12 protein-coding genes, 1 tRNA gene and 1 riboswitch are annotated in these 15759 nt (G+C 72.9%); of the genes, 6 read left to right on the top strand and 7 right to left on the bottom strand.

Annotated elements, in window-relative coordinates:
• Nucleotides 1–1502: BTAD domain-containing putative transcriptional regulator (locus ACWC21_RS06700; RefSeq protein ID WP_450878787.1), on the bottom strand; the 1502-nt coding region annotated here is incomplete at its 3' end.
• 160 nt (nucleotides 1503–1662) lie between these two features.
• A complete protein-coding gene (locus ACWC21_RS06695; protein WP_450878785.1) occupies nucleotides 1663–3747 on the bottom strand; it encodes an asparagine synthase-related protein in 2085 nt (694 codons plus the stop codon).
• A 703-nt stretch (nucleotides 3748–4450) separates the two neighbouring features.
• Between ACWC21_RS06695 and ACWC21_RS06690 the strand changes: the two genes are divergently transcribed.
• The 4 genes from ACWC21_RS06690 (at nucleotide 4451) to ACWC21_RS06675 (ending at nucleotide 9565) form a co-directional block, all read left to right on the top strand.
• The gene (locus ACWC21_RS06690) at nucleotides 4451–5875 is read left to right on the top strand and encodes an MFS transporter (RefSeq protein WP_450878783.1); all 1425 of its coding nucleotides are present in this window, start codon (nucleotides 4451–4453) and stop codon (nucleotides 5873–5875) included.
• Nucleotides 5876–6054: 179 nt separating this feature from the next.
• Nucleotides 6055–7278: an L-2-hydroxyglutarate oxidase gene (lhgO, locus tag ACWC21_RS06685; protein ID WP_450878781.1), complete on the top strand. Its 1224-nt coding sequence runs from the start codon at nucleotides 6055–6057 to the stop codon at nucleotides 7276–7278.
• Between the two features lie 68 nt (nucleotides 7279–7346).
• Nucleotides 7347–8171, top strand: a complete 825-nt coding sequence (trmB, locus tag ACWC21_RS06680) for a tRNA (guanosine(46)-N7)-methyltransferase TrmB (protein ID WP_450878779.1) — start codon at nucleotides 7347–7349, stop codon at nucleotides 8169–8171.
• A 65-nt stretch (nucleotides 8172–8236) separates the two neighbouring features.
• On the top strand, nucleotides 8237–9565 hold the full coding sequence (locus ACWC21_RS06675) for a PrsW family intramembrane metalloprotease (protein WP_450878777.1): 1329 nt from the start codon (nucleotides 8237–8239) through the stop codon (nucleotides 9563–9565).
• A gap of 22 nt (nucleotides 9566–9587) precedes the next feature.
• Here ACWC21_RS06675 and ACWC21_RS06670 read toward each other — a convergent pair whose 3' ends face one another.
• The 4 genes from ACWC21_RS06670 to ACWC21_RS06655 form a co-directional block, all read right to left on the bottom strand.
• Nucleotides 9588–10532, bottom strand: a complete 945-nt coding sequence (locus ACWC21_RS06670; RefSeq protein ID WP_450878775.1) for an aldo/keto reductase — start codon at nucleotides 10530–10532, stop codon at nucleotides 9588–9590.
• 72 nt (nucleotides 10533–10604) lie between these two features.
• Entirely contained in the window at nucleotides 10605–11636 is a 1032-nt protein-coding gene (locus ACWC21_RS06665) for a M23 family metallopeptidase (RefSeq protein ID WP_450878774.1), read from the bottom strand.
• Between the two features lie 11 nt (nucleotides 11637–11647).
• Nucleotides 11648–11813, bottom strand: a riboswitch (cyclic di-AMP (ydaO/yuaA leader).
• 225 nt (nucleotides 11814–12038) lie between these two features.
• Nucleotides 12039–12112: transfer RNA gene (locus ACWC21_RS06660), tRNA-Met, on the bottom strand.
• 113 nt (nucleotides 12113–12225) lie between these two features.
• Complete coding sequence (locus ACWC21_RS06655; protein WP_450878772.1) at nucleotides 12226–13356, bottom strand: dihydrofolate reductase family protein; 1131 nt, start codon at nucleotides 13354–13356, stop codon at nucleotides 12226–12228.
• An 88-nt stretch (nucleotides 13357–13444) separates the two neighbouring features.
• Here ACWC21_RS06655 and ACWC21_RS06650 point away from each other — a divergent pair, with 88 nt between their 5' ends.
• Both ACWC21_RS06650 and ACWC21_RS06645 read left to right on the top strand, forming a co-directional pair.
• Nucleotides 13445–13963 carry a MarR family winged helix-turn-helix transcriptional regulator gene (locus tag ACWC21_RS06650; protein WP_450878770.1) on the top strand — a complete coding sequence of 173 codons (519 nt, stop codon included), beginning with the start codon at nucleotides 13445–13447 and terminating at the stop codon, nucleotides 13961–13963.
• Between the two features lie 138 nt (nucleotides 13964–14101).
• Entirely contained in the window at nucleotides 14102–14743 is a 642-nt protein-coding gene (locus tag ACWC21_RS06645; protein ID WP_450878768.1) for a GTP cyclohydrolase II, read from the top strand.
• A 58-nt stretch (nucleotides 14744–14801) separates the two neighbouring features.
• On the opposite strand, the gene ACWC21_RS06640 is transcribed toward ACWC21_RS06645, so the two are convergent.
• Nucleotides 14802–15759: ABC transporter ATP-binding protein (locus tag ACWC21_RS06640; RefSeq protein WP_450878766.1), on the bottom strand; the 958-nt coding region annotated here is incomplete at its 5' end.

Genomic DNA, 15759 nt, shown 5'->3' with positions numbered 1-15759 from the left:
TCCCAGGACCAGTCGACGACGGCGCGCAGGGTCTGCTGGCGGGGCAGGACGGTGCGGCTTCCGGAGGTGAGGAGGCGGAAACGGTCGTCGAGGCGGTCGGCGATCTGCCGCGGGGTGAGCAGTCGGAGCCGGGCAGCGGCCAGCTCGATGGCGAGCGGCAGGCCGTCGAGGCGGCGGCAGATCTCGTCCACGGCCGCGGTGTCCGTCAGCACGGCGGCGGCGTCGGGGCGTACGGCCGCCGCGCGTTCTTCGAAGAGGCGGTGCGCCTGCTCGGGGACGAGGGGCTCCACGGGGCGCACCGACTCACCGGGCACGCCCAGGGGTTCGCGGCTGGTGGCGAGGATCGTGAGTCCCGGGCAGCGGGTGAGCAGTGTCTCGGCGAGGTGGGCGGCCGCGTCGACGATGTGTTCGCAGTTGTCGAGGATCAGGAGCAGGCTGCGCGGGGCGCAGTACTCGACGAGCAGGGCGACCGGGTCGGCCTGCGGGACGGCCAGCTCGTTGGTCATGAGCACGGTCTCGCGCAGTCCCAGCGCGCTGACCACCGCGCCGGGGACCGCCTCCGGCCGGTCGAGCGGGGCCAGCTCGACCAGCCAGGCCTGCGGATGCCCGGCGGCGGCCTCCTCGGCGAGCCGGGTCTTCCCCGAGCCGCCCGGTCCGGTCAGGGTGACGAGACGGCCCCTGTGCAGGTCGGAACGGACGGCGTCGAGTTCGGGTTCGCGTCCGACGAAGGAGGTCAGGCGGGGGCGGAGGTTGCCGCTGCGGCGGGGCGGGGCCGGTGCCGGTGGTGTCTGCTGTCCGAGCAACGACGCGTGCAGGGCCCTCAGTTCCGGGCCGGGGTCGGTGCCGAGGGAGTCGGCGAGGGTGCGGCGGGCGGATTCGTAGGCGGCGAGGGCGTCGGCGGTACGGCCCGTGTCGCGCAGGGCGCGGATGAGCAGCGCGTGCAGGGGCTCGTCGAAGGGGTGGGCCGCGGTCAGTTCCGTCAGCTCGGGTACGACGGTGTGGGCGCGGCCGAGCCGCAGGGCCGCCTCGGCCCGGCCGCGGGTCGCCTCCAGGTGGAGGGCGTCCGGGCGGGTGGCGGCGGTGCGGTCGGGGAGGTCGGCCAGGGCGGGGCCGCGCCACAGCGCGAGGGCGTCGGTCAGGAGGCGGGAGGCGGTGGCCGGGTCGTCGCGGTCGAGGGCGGCGGCGCCGTCGCGGACCATGCGTTCGAAGACGAAGAGGTCGACGTCGTCCTCGCTCGCCGTGAGGCGGTAGCCGCCGGGGTCGGAGACGACGCTGTCCCTGCCGAGGCTGCGACGGAGACGGCCGACCAGCGCCTGCAGGGCGCCCGGGGCGTCCAGCGGCGGATCGTCCGCCCAGATTTCGTCGATCAGGGTGTCGGGGGTGGCGGCGCGGCCGGGGCGCAGGGCGAGAGCGGTGAGCAGGGCGCGCAGACGGGGGCCGAGGGGTATGGGAGCGCCCTGGTCGTCCGTCGCTTGGGCCGGGCCCAGGAGTCTGTACCGCATCGGATCATTGTGGCGCCCTGGAAAGCGCCGGGCGCGTAGATCCAGCCCGTCTGGGGGTGCCCCCTCTGGGGGAGTTCGAGGACGAGGCCGTTCAGGCCGAAGCGGGGGTCTGGGGGGCGGCAGCCCCCAGGGGCGGCCCCATCAGCACCGGGCAGCTGAGTCACGCCCCGGAGGCCAACGCCCCCCGCCGCGGCGCAATCCCGGAGGGCACCGCACGGGCGCGTGCCGGCGTTCCCGTCCAGCAGGTGCCCCGGCGGGAGAGCAGGCGGCGCAGCCACAGTTCCAGGGAGACGAGGTCGGCGAGGCCGTCCAGGGGGAGGGGTTCGCCGGCCGCCGCGCCGCGCAGGGCCTTGCGGACGACGCGGGCCTCGACCAGTCCGGCCTCGGCGAGCAGGGGGGTGCCGAAGAGGGACATGAGGTCGTCGGCCGCCGTTCTCAGCCCGGTGCGGGCGGCGGCGGCCGAGGAGGCCTGGGAGGGGGCGCCCCAGCCGGACGGGAGGTCGGTGATGCCGGCGCCCTCCAGCACCGTACGCAGGATGTCGGCGCGCGCCCCCGGCTGGACCCGGAGGGCCTCGGGGAGGTCGCGGCAGGCTCGGACGACCTGGTTGTCGAGGAAGGGGGCGTGCAGGCGCTGGAAGCGGATCTCGGCCGCCTGTTCGAGGACCCGGATGTCGGACGCGTACCGGGTCAGTGCGGCACGGGCGCGGTGGTCACCGGGGCGCTGGCCCGGGCCGACGCCGGGGCGGTTCACCGCCCCCTGCAGCAGAACCGATACTTCAGCGAGTGCCTCCCCGGTCAGCCAGCGTGCCGCCGGTCCGGGTCTGGCCCAGGTCAGCGCCGCCAGGGACGCTCCCACCGCGCCCGAGGGTTCCTCGAAACGGCGGCGCATCAGCCGCTCGGCGAGGGCTTCCACGCCGACTCGGTACGGCGTCCGCGCCAGCCGCCGCGCCGCGCTGTACACGCGCGCGGGGACCATCACCGAGCCGTCCGCCTTGGCCAGCGCGGCGACCGGCCGGACCAGGTGGCGCCGTTTGCGGTCCATCAGCAGGTCCGCCAGGCGGGCGGGGTGCGCGTCCAGGGCCTGGCGGGCACCGTGCCCGGTGAAGTGGTCGGCGCTGCCGGCGGCCAGGCGCGCGCGGTGGCGGGCCGCCCAGATCAGGGAGGGCCCGGGTTCGTCGGTGAGCGGGCCGTCCAGGTCGGCGTACGGCAGGACCTCCTCGCCGCCGGTCACCACGACGTGGTGCAGGCGCGGGTTGGCCGCGAGCGCCCCCGCGCGCTGGAGTTCGGCTTCCCGGCCGCCCACGGCGAGGTCGTTGAAGGTGACGGCGAGCAGCCGCTCCCCCGCGCCCGTGCCGTGGCCCAGGACGGTTCCCGGCATGCCGGGGAGTCCGGCCGCGAGCAGGGCGAGGGTGCCCGAGGCCGGTCCGCCGGACAGGTCCGCGCCGATCCCCGGCACGGGCATCCCGCGCGCGGCCCGCCGCTCGGCGGGTCCCATACCGGGTACGGGTCCGGGGTCTATGTCGGCTCCGGGGACGTGCCGGGGTGCGGAGAGGCGGGCGCGGACGGCGTCGACGAGCGCGTCGCGCACCGCGTCCACCGCGCGGTCGGGGTCGGCCGACGGGGCCGCCACCGCGAGCGAGGCGACCGGCTCGTATCCGGCGATCTCGCGCGCCCCCGCGCGCAGGATGAGCGCATGCCCCGGCGGAACGCGGCGCACGCCGTCGTACGGCGTGGAGTCGTACAGCGCGGCCGGGACCTCGGGGGCGGCGAGCAGGGCCGCGAGGTGGCCGAAGTCGAGATTGGCCTCGATGAGGTCGGCGAGGGGCAGCGCGGCCGTCGCGTAGGCCGTGCCGCCGGCCCAGGGGGTGTGGAACACCGGGCGGGCGCCCGCGAGGTCGCCGCAGACGGTGACCCGGCGGCCGACCTGGACGACGGCCGTGTAGCTGCCCGGCCAGGTCGTCAGGTGCCGGAGCGCGCCTCCGCGCGCGGTGAACAGGCCGAGCCGCAGCTCCTCGTCGGAGGCGCCGCAGGTGCCCAGGACGGCGATGCGGTTCTGTGCGTCGGCCTTCACCACCCGTACCTCGTCGGGGCGCCAGTCGCCGACCGCCCACAGGGGATCCGGGTCGCCCCACAGGAGTTGGGAACCGATCGGGTGCACGGTCTCGCCGTCGCCCCCGACGGCACCGGCGGAGCCGATTCCGGCGGCGCCCGTGGCGGTGCTGCTCCATCCCACCAACCACCGCATGGACGCCTCCACAGCCTGTGGACAACCAGTGCACCGTTCGAACCGGTCCCATGCTGCCATGAAGAACGCGCCCCCGAGTGATGACGGCGCCGCCTCGGACCGCATCGGCGCGCCCACGCGCGCGTGCCCGTGCGGCGGTCGGGGAGAGGCCAACGCCCGTACGCCACAAGGCGGCTGCGACACGAATGCGCCCCCGAAACACTCCTCGAAAACGCCCTTCACGCCCTCAACTACCGTGGTAGGAGCGATGATCGCCCACGAAGGACAGGGGCGATTTTCAGCCAAATTGGCGCTGCGCGGGCAGGCTTGCCCACGCTCCGTACATGCTCTGCGCAGTGCACAGAGTGCGCACAGTCCGGGAGGCGGGCATCGCCTCCCGGACCGGTCCGCCACCCGCGGGGATGAAGGCGGCGGTGTCCCCCAGCCCACTGGATCCAGTACAGCGGGCCGACCCACGCGACAGCCATGGAACCGCTCCCCCGGTGGCCGGAGAAGAGCGCACGCACAGGCGCACGGCCACACGGCGGGGGCACGCCGCGACAGTCCGTGCACGGTGCGTGAGCGGCCGCCACCCGTGCGCGGACCACAATCCCGCCATCCGGAACAATGCCCCTTAACGCTTGGGATGCGGCGAACTACGCTGGGTTTACGAATGCCGCGTGGTTATGCCACCGCGGCAGCCGTCTGTGTCGAGGGGTGGCGCATGTCCAGGGAGCAACGCGGGCCGAACGAAAAACTCGGCGCCGTTCTCGCCCTCGCGGGAATCAGCAACGCAGGACTCGCACGACGCGTCAACGACCTCGGCGCGCAACGCGGGTTGACTCTTCGCTACGACAAGACGTCGGTGGCGCGCTGGGTGTCGAAGGGCATGGTGCCGCAAGGTGCCGCGCCGCACCTCATCGCCGCGGCCATCGGCCAGAAGCTCGGCCGCCCGGTGCCGCTCCACGAGATCGGCCTGGCGGACGCTGATCCCGCACCCGAGGTGGGCCTCGCCTTCCCCAGGGACGTAGGACAGGCGGTGCGTTCGGCGACCGACCTGTACCGCCTCGACCTCGCCGGCCGCCGGGCCGGTGCCGGCGGCATCTGGCAGTCGCTGGCCGGTTCGTTCGCAGTGAGCGCATACGCAACGCCCGCCTCACGGTGGCTGATAACCCCCGCCGACAGCTCGGTCGCGCGGGACGCGAACCCCTCCGAGGGCTCCGGCGCACCGATCAAAGTCGGCCACAGCGATGTGCAGAAGCTGCGGGAGGCTGCCGAGGACGCCAGGCGCTGGGACTCCAAATACGGGGGCGGCGACTGGCGTTCGTCCATGGTGCCCGAGTGCCTCAGAGTGGAGGCGGCGCCGCTGCTGCTCGGCTCGTACTCCGACGAGGTCGGCCGTGCCCTGTTCGGAGCCTCCGCCGAACTCACCCGCCTCGCCGGCTGGATGGCCTTCGACACCGGCCAGCAGGAGGCCGCCCAGCGCTACTACATCCAGGCGCTGCGCCTCGCGCGCGCGGCCGCGGACGTGCCCCTCGGGGGCTATGTGCTGGCGTCCATGTCGTTGCAGGCGACGTACCGGGGCTTCGGTGACGAGGGCGTCGACCTCGCGCAGGCCGCCGTGGAGCGCAACCGCGGCCTGGCCACCGCCCGCACCATGAGCTTCTTCCGCCTGGTCGAGGCCCGCGCCCACGCGCGCGCGGGTGACGCCCACGCGGCCGGGGCCGCCCTGAAGGCGGCCGAGGGCTGGCTGGAGCGGGCCAGGGACGGCGACCAGGACCCGTCCTGGCTCGGCTTCTACGGCTACGACCGCTTCGCCGCGGACGCCGCGGAGTGCTACCGCGACCTGAAGGCGCCCCGCCAGGTCCGCCGGTTCACCGAGCAGGCCCTGTCGAAGCCGACGGAGGAGTTCGTGCGCTCGCACGGGCTCCGGCTCGTCGTCTCGGCGGTCGCCGAGCTGGAGTCGGGCAATCTGGACGCGGCCTGCGAGCAGGGGGTGCGGGCGGTGGAGGTCGCCGGGCGGATCTCGTCCGCGCGGACCACGGAGTACGTGAAGGACCTCCTGCACCGGCTGGAGCCGTACGGGGACGAACCCCGGGTGGTGGAGCTGCGGGAGCGGGCGCGGCCCTTGCTTGTGGCTCCCGCCTAGGGGCGGCTTCCCGAGCGCCTGCCCGGTCGCCGTGGGTTTCGGGACCACCGGTGGTCGGTGGCTGGTCGCGCCCACGCGGCGCAGCCGCATGCCGACGCGGCCCCGCGCCCCCGAGCGGCGCTGTACCTAGCGGCGTTTGAAGCGACTGTCAGTGGCGCAGTGCACTATCGAGGTGGGAGGTGGTGCAGGTGCGGCCGGGGATCGCTTATGACTGCGATGTGCTCGTGATCGGTGGTGGGATCGTCGGGCTCTCCACGGCGTACGCGATCACGCGTGCCGCGCCCGGGACACGGGTGACCGTGCTGGAGAAGGAGCCGGGGCCGGCCCGGCACCAGACGGGGCGCAACAGCGGGGTCATCCACAGCGGGATCTACTACCGGCCGGGTTCCCTGAAGGCGAGGTACGGGGTCCGCGGTTCCGCCGAGATGGTGAAGTTCTGCGCGGAGTACGGCATCGCGCACGCCGTCACCGGCAAGCTGATCGTCGCCACCGAGCGGGAGGAGCTGCCGCGACTGCACGCACTCGTCCAGCGCGGCCGGGAGAACGGGATCCCGGTGCGGGAGCTGGGCCCGGCACAGATCACGGAGTACGAGCCCGAGGTGCGGGGCCTCGCGGCCATACACGTCGGGACGACGGGCGTGTGCGACTTCGCCGGGGTGGCCCGGCAGCTGGCCGAGGCGTCCGGGGCGGAGATCCGGTACGGGGCGCGGGTGGTCCGGGTGGACCGGCGGCCGGAACTGGGGGTCGCGGTGCGGACGGCGGACGGGGACGTCGTCCGCGGACGGGTGCTGGTGAACTGTGCCGGGCTGTACTGCGACGAGGTCGCCCGGCTGACCGGGGACGAGCCCGAGGTGCGGATCGTGCCCTTCCGGGGGGAGTACTACGAGCTGGCGCGGCCGGGGCTGGTGCGCGGCCTGGTGTATCCGGTACCGGATCCGGCGTTCCCGTTCCTGGGGGTGCACCTCACCCGCGGGATCGACGGCGGTGTCCACATCGGGCCGAACGCGGTGCCGGCGGCGGCCCGGGAGGGGTACGGGTGGGGGGTCGTGCGGCCGCGGGAGGCGGCGGGGACGCTGGCCTGGCCGGGGGCCTGGGTGATGGCCCGGCGGCACTGGCGGTACGGACTGGGTGAGGTGCGGCGGTCGCTGTCGAAGGGCGCGTTCACCGGCGCCGTACGCCGGCTGCTGCCCGCCGTGGAGGAGGAGGACCTGGTCCCGGCGTCGGCCGGGGTGCGGGCGCAGGCGGTGTTGCGGGACGGCACGCTGGTGGACGACTTCCTGATCCGGGAGGGCCCCAGGGCGGTGCACGTGCTGAACGCGCCGTCCCCCGCGGCCACCGCCTCACTGCCGATCGGGCGCGAGGTGGCGCGCAGGGCGCTGGGCGTACTGGGGGCCACGAGGTGACCTCCGCCCGGTCGGTCACCGCGGCAGGTCCGATGCGGGAGCGGGTCCCGCGTAAAATCGGCCTCACTGTGTCTGACTCGCTGAACACCCCCGAGATCCCCGAAACCCCGCACCACGCCCCTGGTACGTCCATCCGGCACACCCGGGCCAAGGGGGAGCCACGGTTCCCGGACGGGCCCAAGGCCGATCCCGCCGGGTCGCACTTCGAGCGGCGGATCCGCAGTTTCCAGCCACGCCGGAGCCGGGTCACGGCGGGGCAGGCGGACGCGCTGCAGCGGTTGTGGCCCAAGTGGGGGCTGGACATCGACGGGCAGCGGGTGATCGATCTCGGCGAGCTCTTCGGGAACGACAACCCGGTCGTGCTCGAGATCGGGTTCGGGATGGGCGAGGCCACCGCGCAGATGGCCGGAGCGGATCCCGGCACCAACGTCCTCGCCGTGGACGTGCACACGCCGGGGCAGGGAAACCTGCTGAACCTCGCGGACACGGGCGGACTGTCCAACGTCCGGGTCGCCAACGGCGACGCCATCATCCTGCTGCGCGAGATGCTGGCGCCGGACGCGCTCGACGGGCTGCGGGTCTACTTCCCGGATCCCTGGCCGAAGAAGCGGCACCACAAGCGGCGCCTGATCCAGCCGGACTTCCTCAGCCTGGCCGCGACCCGGCTGCGGCCCGGAGCGATCGTGCACTGCGCGACCGACTGGGAGCCGTACGCCGAGCAGATGCTCGACGTGCTGACCGCGCACCCGGACTTCGAGAACACCCGGCCCGACGGCGGTTTCGCGCCCCGTCCCGGCTTCCGGCCGCTGACCCGTTTCGAGGGACAGGGCCTGGAGAAGGGACATGTGGTGAATGATCTGCTCTTCCGCCGCGTACAGCACCGGAGTCGGTGAGAAGCCGGAAGCGGCAAGAAGCCGGAGCCAGTAAGAAGACGGTCGATCTCGTTAGGGCTAATGCCGTGGCCACCAGTCCCCCGTACCCGACGCAGCCCCCGGACCCCCGAGGCCCGGCCGGCGGAACCCTGCGGCATCCGCACTGGTGGCAACGGCGGTGGGTGCGGTACGGGGCGCTCATCACCCTGCTCGCGCTCTCCGGGCTCGTCATCCTCGCCCTCGTGCGGCAGCAGACCGGCACGGACGGGTTCCTCGTCGGGCTCGGGCTGGCCGTGCTGCCCGTTCCGCTGCTCATAGCCGCCTTCCGGTGGCTGGACCGGGTCGAGCCCGGACCCTGGCGGAACCTCGTCTTCGCCTTCGCCTGGGGGGCCTGCGCGGCGGCGCTGATAGCCATCGTCGCCAACAGCTTCGCCACCAAGTGGATAGCCACCGCGACCGCCGACCCGTCCAGCGCAGACACCCTCGGCGCGACCGTCATAGCGCCCGTCGTGGAGGAGTCCGCCAAGGCGGCCGCCGTCCTGCTCGTCTTCCTCTTCCGCAGACGGGACTTCACCGGGATCGTGGACGGCGTGGTGATAGCCGGGATCACGGCCACCGGGTTCGCCTTCACCGAGAACATCCTCTACCTCGGCACCGCCTTCGGCACCGACCAGATCAGCGGCGACCGCGGCATCGCCTCCGTCACCGCCGCCACGTTCTTCGTGCGCGTCATCATGTCCCCGTTCGCGCACCCCCTCTTCACCGTCCTGACCGGCATCGGCTTCGGCGCCTCCGCCCTGTCCGCCGACCGGCAGCACGTGCGTCGCGTGCTGCTGCCGCTGGGCGGGCTGCTGCTCGCGATGAGCATGCACGCGTTCTGGAACGGCTCCTCGACCTTCGGCGAGTACGGCTTCTTCGCGGTGTACGGGACGTTCATGGTGCCCGCCTTCGGGCTGCTGACCTGGCTGGTGATCTGGACCCGCCAGCGGGAGCTGCGGACCGTGCGCGAGGAGCTTCCGGCGTACGTCCTCGCCGGATGGCTGGGCCCCGGGGAGCCGTTCGCCCTGGGTTCGATGAAGGCCCGGCGGATGGCCCGCGAGCACGCCCGTCACCACCTCGGCAAGCCGGCGGCGCGTGCGGTGGCGCAGTACGAGGCGTACGCGACGTCGCTGGCGTTCCTGCGGCACCGGGGGCGGCGCGGCCGGGCGGGGGCCGACTTCGTCGCACGGGAGAGCGAGCTGCTGGCCGAGCTGTGGCACCGGCGGCAGGTGGCGCGGCCCGCGCTGGAGTACGCGGCCAGGGCGTCGGCTCCGGTGGCCGCGACGCCCTGGCCGGTGTACGGGGTGCAGGGCGCTTACGGGTACGGCTACCCGGCGGGCCCGTATCCCGTCGCCTACAACCCGTACCGCACGTGACCCGTACCGCCCCTGGGGGCGGTTACGCCGACGCCTCGGTGAGCCTGGCCAGCTCCTCCCGGGTGAGCTCCAGCTCCGCCACGCCCAGCAGCGCCGGCAGCTGGTCCAGGGTGCGGGCCGAGGCGATGGGGGCCGCCACCGTGGGCTGGGCGGCCAGCCAGGCGAGGGCCACGGTCGCCACGGGGGCGTCGTGCGCGGCGGCGATCTCGTCCAGGGCGGTGAGGACCTGCTGTCCCCGCTCGGTCTCCAGGTGCTTGGCGGCGCCGCCCGCCCGGGCGCTGTCCACGCTCGTACCGGGGCGGTACTTGCCGGTGAGGAAGCCGGAGGCGAGGGAGAAGTACGGCACGACGGCGAGGCCCGCACGTGCGGCGACGTCCCTGAGGGGGCCCTCGTAGGTGTCGCGTGAGACGAGGTTGTAGTGCGGCTGGAGCGCCACGTACCGGGCGAGGCCCTCGCGCTCGGAGAAGTCCAGGGACTCCTGGAGGCGCCCGGGGGTGATGTTCGAGGCCGCGATGTAGCGGACCTTGCCCGCCCTGACCAGTTCGTCGAGCGCGCCGATGATCTCCTCGACGGGGACCTCGGTCTTGTCGAAGTGGGTGTAGTACAGGTCGATGTGGTCGGTGCCGAGGCGGCGCAGGGACGCGTCGGCCGCGGCCTTGATGTTGTCGGCGGTCAGGCCCTGGTACTCGGGGTGCTGGCTGACCTTGGTGGCGATGACGACGTCGGAACGGTTGCCGCGGGCCTTCACCCAGTTGCCGATGATGGTCTCGGACTCACCGCCCTCGTTGCCGTCGACCCACGCCGAGTACGAGTCGGCGGTGTCGATGAAGTTGCCGCCGGCGGCCGTGTAGGCGTCCAGGACGGCGAAGGACTGTGCCTCGTCGGCGGTCCAGCCGAAGACGTTGCCGCCGAGGGAGAGCGGGAAGACCTCGAGGTCGGAGTGGCCGAGCTTGCGAAGGGAAGTCATGTCTCTCTTCAACAACCGGTCCGGTAGCTCGCATTCCGCTTCACGGGCGCCGCATGGGCGCCCGTGGACGCGTCAGGGGTTGAGGCCCTTGCCGTGCAGCCACGCCATCGGGTCGACGGCGGTGGCCTGGCCGCCGAGGTGGACCTCGAGGTGGAGGTGCGGGCCGGTGACGTTGCCGGTGGCGCCGACACGGCCGATGACCTCACCGGTGGCGACCTTCTGGCCGACCTTCACGTTGATCGAGGACTGGTGGCAGAACCACAGCTCCGTGCCGTCGTCGAGGGTGAGGATGGTGCGGTAGCCGTACGCTCCGGCCCAGCCCGCCTCGGTGACCGTGCCGCTGTGGATGGCCTTGATGAGGGTGCCGGTCGGCGCCGCGAAGTCCAGGCCGGTGTGGTAGCCGGAGGACCACATGGAGCCCGGCTGGCCGAAGGTGCCGGTGAGCGTGTACGAGGAGGTGGGCAGCGTGTACTGCTTGGCCAGCGCGGCGAGGCGGTCGGCCTCGGCCTGCTTCGCCACGGCGGCCTTCGCCTTCTCCTTGGCGGCGGCGGCCTGGACCGCGGCTGTCTTCTCCGCCCTGGCGGCCGCGTCCGCGGACTGCTTCCCGGCGGCGGCCACCGCTGCGGCGGTGGCCTTGCCTACGACCTGGCTCTTCTGCAGCTCGGCCTGGGCCATGATCCGGTTGCGCAGGGCCTCACCGGCGTCGGTGCCGCCCTGGTCGCTGTCGGCGGTCGCCACGCCGACGTCGGTCAGGCTGGCCGCGGTGGCCTTCGCGCCGCCCCCGTCCTCGCCCAGCAGGGAGCTGACGGAGGACATGTCGGGCAGGGATATGGACACCGGCGGCTTGCCGGTGTTGGCACTGGCGATGCCGCCCGCGCCCACGGCGGCGATGACGCCGACGCCCAGAACGGTGGAGCTGCGGGCGAATCCCCCGCCGCGCTGCTTGCTGACCCGGTGCCGGCCGCGTTCCGGGCGGAGGGACTCCTCGGTGGGGTTCCACTCCTCCCAGGGACCCTCGTCGGTGCGGTACTCGCCGTAGCCGAAGGTGTCGGTGCGCTGGCTCGGCACGAACGGGGCTGTGGGGGCAGGCCGGTTGGACGCCACGCGGGCGTGCTCCTTTCCTTCCGTAACGCCTACCGGGTTAGCTGACGGGTTCGGAGCAGGAAGGTCTCCTACGCGCGTATACCGATCGTGAACTCGACGAGCTCACAAGGGCATTCGCGTGATTCACCCCAAGTGGTGGTTCCCCGGTTCCCTTTCGGGATTCGGCGCGTGCGCACGGAGCCGCCTCGGGTGACGGCTGGGACGACCGCGCGTTATCGAACGTTAATGGTCCTACCCGTCGGTTTCCAAGGGATCCAGCTTGATCATTCATGTCTTCACAGGGGAACTTACGCACCATGACCGGTGAAAACAGGGCGAGTTGACCGCCGCACGGGTGCCGTCGGGGGGCACAAACACCCAGGGCCGGAATCCATGTGCTGGATTCCGGCCCTGAGCCTTCAGTAGCGGGGACAGGATTTGAACCTGCGACCTCTGGGTTATGAGCCCAGCGAGCTACCGAGCTGCTCCACCCCGCGTCGTTGTGTCACCAGTGTACGCCATGCGCGGGGCGCCTCGCACACACCTTTGCGACCAGGGCGTTTTCCGTGTCCCCCGGAGCCGGGGGGAGCCGGGTGGGGTGGAGCCGGGTTCAGGCCGGCAGGTGCCGGTTCGGCGCCTTCGCCGCCGTCTCGCACTCCGGCACCACGACCACGTCCACGCCCCCGGCCGCCAGCAGCCCGCTCCCGTCGGCCCCGGTGACGAACGTGTCCGGCTCCCGCCATGCCGTGACCACCCGCCGCACCCCCGCGTCGAGGATCAGCCGGGCACACGGCGCCGGCCGGGAGGCCCGCCGGGCGCACGGTTCGAGACTGCTGTACACCGTGGCGCCGGCCAGCCGGGGGTCGTCGGGCCGGATCCTGGCCAGCGCCGCCTCCTCCGCGTGGACCACGGGGTCGCCGCCTTCGCGTGAGTGGCCGCGGGCGAGCTCCGTGCCGTCGGCGGCCACGACCACCGCCCCGACGCTGAACGCCGTCTCCGAGGGCGGGCACAGTGCGGCCAGCTCGCAGGCGATCCGCAGCCAGTGGCGGTCGGCGGGGGCGGCCGAGGGGCCGGTGCCGGGTGCGGTCGGCTCGTAGCGCATCAGGACGACGTCCTCGATACGGCGGGTCTCCAGCAGCCGCAGACGGCCGGCCTGGTAGCCGCCGGGGCCGAAGAGGCGGGGGGCGGCCGGGTCGCCGACCAGGAGGGGCGCCAGGACGAGCTGCAGTTCGTCGGCCAGGCCCTGCCGCAGCAGCTGGGTGTGGATGGTGCCGCCGCCCTCGACCATCAGACGGCGCACTCCGCGCACCGCGTAGAGGTGTTCGAGCAGTGCGGGCCAGTCGAGGTCGGGGCCCAGGGGGACGATGTCGGCCGCAAGGCGCAGGGCGTGGGCCCGCTCGACACCGTCGTCCGTGGTGTACACCACCTTCTCGCCGCCGGTGTGCCAGAAGTTCGCGTCCGGGTCCAGGTCGCCGGAGCCGCTGACGGTGACCTTGAGGGGGTACTCCGCCTGCCCGGCGGCGAGCCGGGCCGCCCGGCGCTCGGGCGAGTTGACCAGCAGGCGCGGGTTGTCGGCGCGAATGGTGCCGGCGCCGACCAGGATCGCGTCGACGGACGCCCGTACCTCGTCGACCCGGTCGAAGTCGGCCGGGCTGGACAGCAGCAGCCGGTCGGGGCCGGTGTCGTCGAGGTACCCGTCGAGGGACACGGCGGCGGACAGCAGGACGTACGGACGGGGCATCGACGCGCTCTCTTCGGGAGGCGGGCAGGTGTGGACCCGGCGAACCCGGGGTCTTGGTTCAAGTTTGAAACAAACTTACACTGGTGACATGACGACCCGCTGGCTCACCCCCGAGGAGCAGCGCGCCTGGCGCGCGTACGTGGCCGCGACCCATCTCCTGGAGGACGCGCTGGACCGGCAGCTCCAGCAGGACGCGGGCATGCCCCACCTTTACTACTCCATCCTGGCCACCCTTTCCGAGACGCCGGACCGCCGGCTGCGGATGACCGACCTCGCCGAGGCACTGAAGATCACCCGGAGCCGGCTGACCTACGCGGTGACGCGCCTGGAGAAGGACGCCCTGGTGCGGCGCGAGAACTGCCGCTGGGACAAGCGGGGCAGCATCGCCGCCCTGACCGACGAGGGGATGGCCGTGCTCGAGCGCGCGGCGCCGGGCCATGTCGAGACGGTACGGGCGTCACTGTTCGACCACCTCGCACCTGAGCAGGTGGAGCAGCTCGAGGAGATCTGCGGGGGGATCGTGCGGGCGCTCCAGGGCGACGGGACGGCCCGGCCGGCACCCGACGAGGTGCCCTGGCGACGCCGTTCCTCCCCGCCCTGTTCCTGACCGGATCCCGGCGGCCGGACCGCGAACGACCCGTTGCCCATTGCTTAAAAATTGAAGCATGTAGTAGGGTCCCCGACGTGGAACTGCTTCAAATCTGAAGCAGAACCCGGCCCTGACCACCGGACCCGGAGAACCCGCATGCCCGACACCCCCGCCGCCACCCCGCGCGCCCGCGTCCGGGTACCGCTGCGCTTCCACGACGGCTACGGCGTCGACGCCGACCTCGTCACCTTCCACGGCCTGACCGACGGCCAGGAGCACGTGGCCGTCGTCCTCGGCACCCCCGCCCCCGGCACCGTCCCGCTCGTCCGCCTGCACTCCGAGTGCCTGACCGGGGACGTCTTCGGCTCGGCCCGCTGCGACTGCGGTCCCCAGCTGCGCGAGGCGGTCGAACGCATCGCCGACCGCGGCGGCGTCCTGCTCTACCTCCGTCAGGAGGGCCGCGGCATCGGCCTCTACAACAAGCTCGACGCGTACGCCCTGCAGGACCAGGGCCTCGACACCTACGAGGCCAACGCCGCGCTCGGTCTGCCGGAGGACGCCCGCGACTACACGGCGGCCGGCCAGATGCTCCGCGCGCTGGGCATCACGGAGCTGGACCTGCTCTCCAACAACCCCGACAAGGCCGACCAGCTGCGCGGCCTGGGCATCGACGTGCGCGACCGGGTGCCCACCGGGGTCTTCACCACCACGCACAACGTGCGCTACCTGCGGGCCAAGGTGCTGCAGACCCAGCACACCCTGCCGCTCGCGGAGTTGACGGAACTCGGCGTGGGCTGAGCACCCCGACCGCACAGCACTCCCCCGACCGCACAGCGCTCACCCGGACGGACCGCGTTCAGCCGACCGGCATCTCCTCGTCCGCGAGGTGGTCGTCGGCCCGGACCAGAGCGGCGTAGCGGCCCTGCCTGAGCAGGAGGCTGCTGTGCGTTCCCCGTTCCACGATCCGCCCGTCGTCGAGCACGATGATCTGGTCGGCGTCACGGATGGTGGACAGCCGGTGCGCGATGGTGATGGTGGTGCGATCACGCGACAGCGCGGCCAGAGCCCGTTGCACGGCTCGCTCGGTGCGCGTGTCGAGCGCGCTCGTCGCCTCGTCCAGAACGAGTACCGGGGGATTCCTCAGAAGGGCCCTGGCGATCGCGAGCCGCTGCTTCTCGCCACCGGAGAACCGGTAGCCGCGCTCTCCGACGATCGTGTCGTAGCCGTCGGGCAGGCCCTGGATGAGGTCGTGGATCTGGGCGGCCTTCGCCGCGGCCGTGATGTCGTCCTCGGTCGCACCGGGCTTGGCGAAACGCAGATTGTCCGTGACGGTGGTGTGGAAGAGATGGGTGTCCTGGGAGACCACGCCGACCGTGGAGGTCAGTGTCGCGGAATCGAGGTCCCGGACGTCGACGCCGTCGATCGTGATCCGCCCCCGTGTCACGTCGTACAGCCGTGGCACGAGGTAGCCGAGGGTCGTCTTGCCGGCGCCCGTGGCACCGACGATCGCGAGATGGGTGCCGGCCGGTACGTCGATGGAGATCCCGGAGAGGACCGGCTCCCCGTTGGCGTAGCTGAAGTCCACGTCGTCGAATCGGACGTGCCCACGAGGGTGGGCGAGCGGCACCGGCGCCGTGGGCTCGGGGACGTCGACGGGAAGGTCCAGGTACTCGAAGACGCGGTCGAACAGCGCCAGCGAGCTCTGCATGCTGATCCCTGTCTGGAGCAGTGACACCACTGGGCCGAAGAGCCCCTGCTGCAGGGTGGTGAAGGCGACGAGGGTGCCCACGGAGATCCGGGAGCCCCCGTGGCCA

It is taken from the genome of Streptomyces sp. NPDC001348 (assembly GCF_053597535.1).
Note: the sequence above shows the minus strand (reverse complement) of the source record. Positions and strands in the feature narration are given on the sequence as shown.

What these genes read in the sequence shown, in the direction of transcription:
- ACWC21_RS06655 (WP_450878772.1), bottom strand. Translation starts at nt 13,356, where the DNA reads ATGCCCCGTCCGTACGTCCTGCTGTCCGCCGCCGTGTCCCTCGACGGG.
- ACWC21_RS06645 (WP_450878768.1), top strand. Translation starts at nt 14,102, where the DNA reads ATGCCCGACACCCCCGCCGCCACCCCGCGCGCCCGCGTCCGGGTACCG.
- ACWC21_RS06650 (WP_450878770.1), top strand. Translation starts at nt 13,445, where the DNA reads ATGACGACCCGCTGGCTCACCCCCGAGGAGCAGCGCGCCTGGCGCGCG.
- ACWC21_RS06695 (WP_450878785.1), bottom strand. Translation starts at nt 3,747, where the DNA reads ATGCGGTGGTTGGTGGGATGGAGCAGCACCGCCACGGGCGCCGCCGGA.
- ACWC21_RS06690 (WP_450878783.1), top strand. Translation starts at nt 4,451, where the DNA reads ATGTCCAGGGAGCAACGCGGGCCGAACGAAAAACTCGGCGCCGTTCTC.
- ACWC21_RS06670 (WP_450878775.1), bottom strand. Translation starts at nt 10,532, where the DNA reads ATGACTTCCCTTCGCAAGCTCGGCCACTCCGACCTCGAGGTCTTCCCG.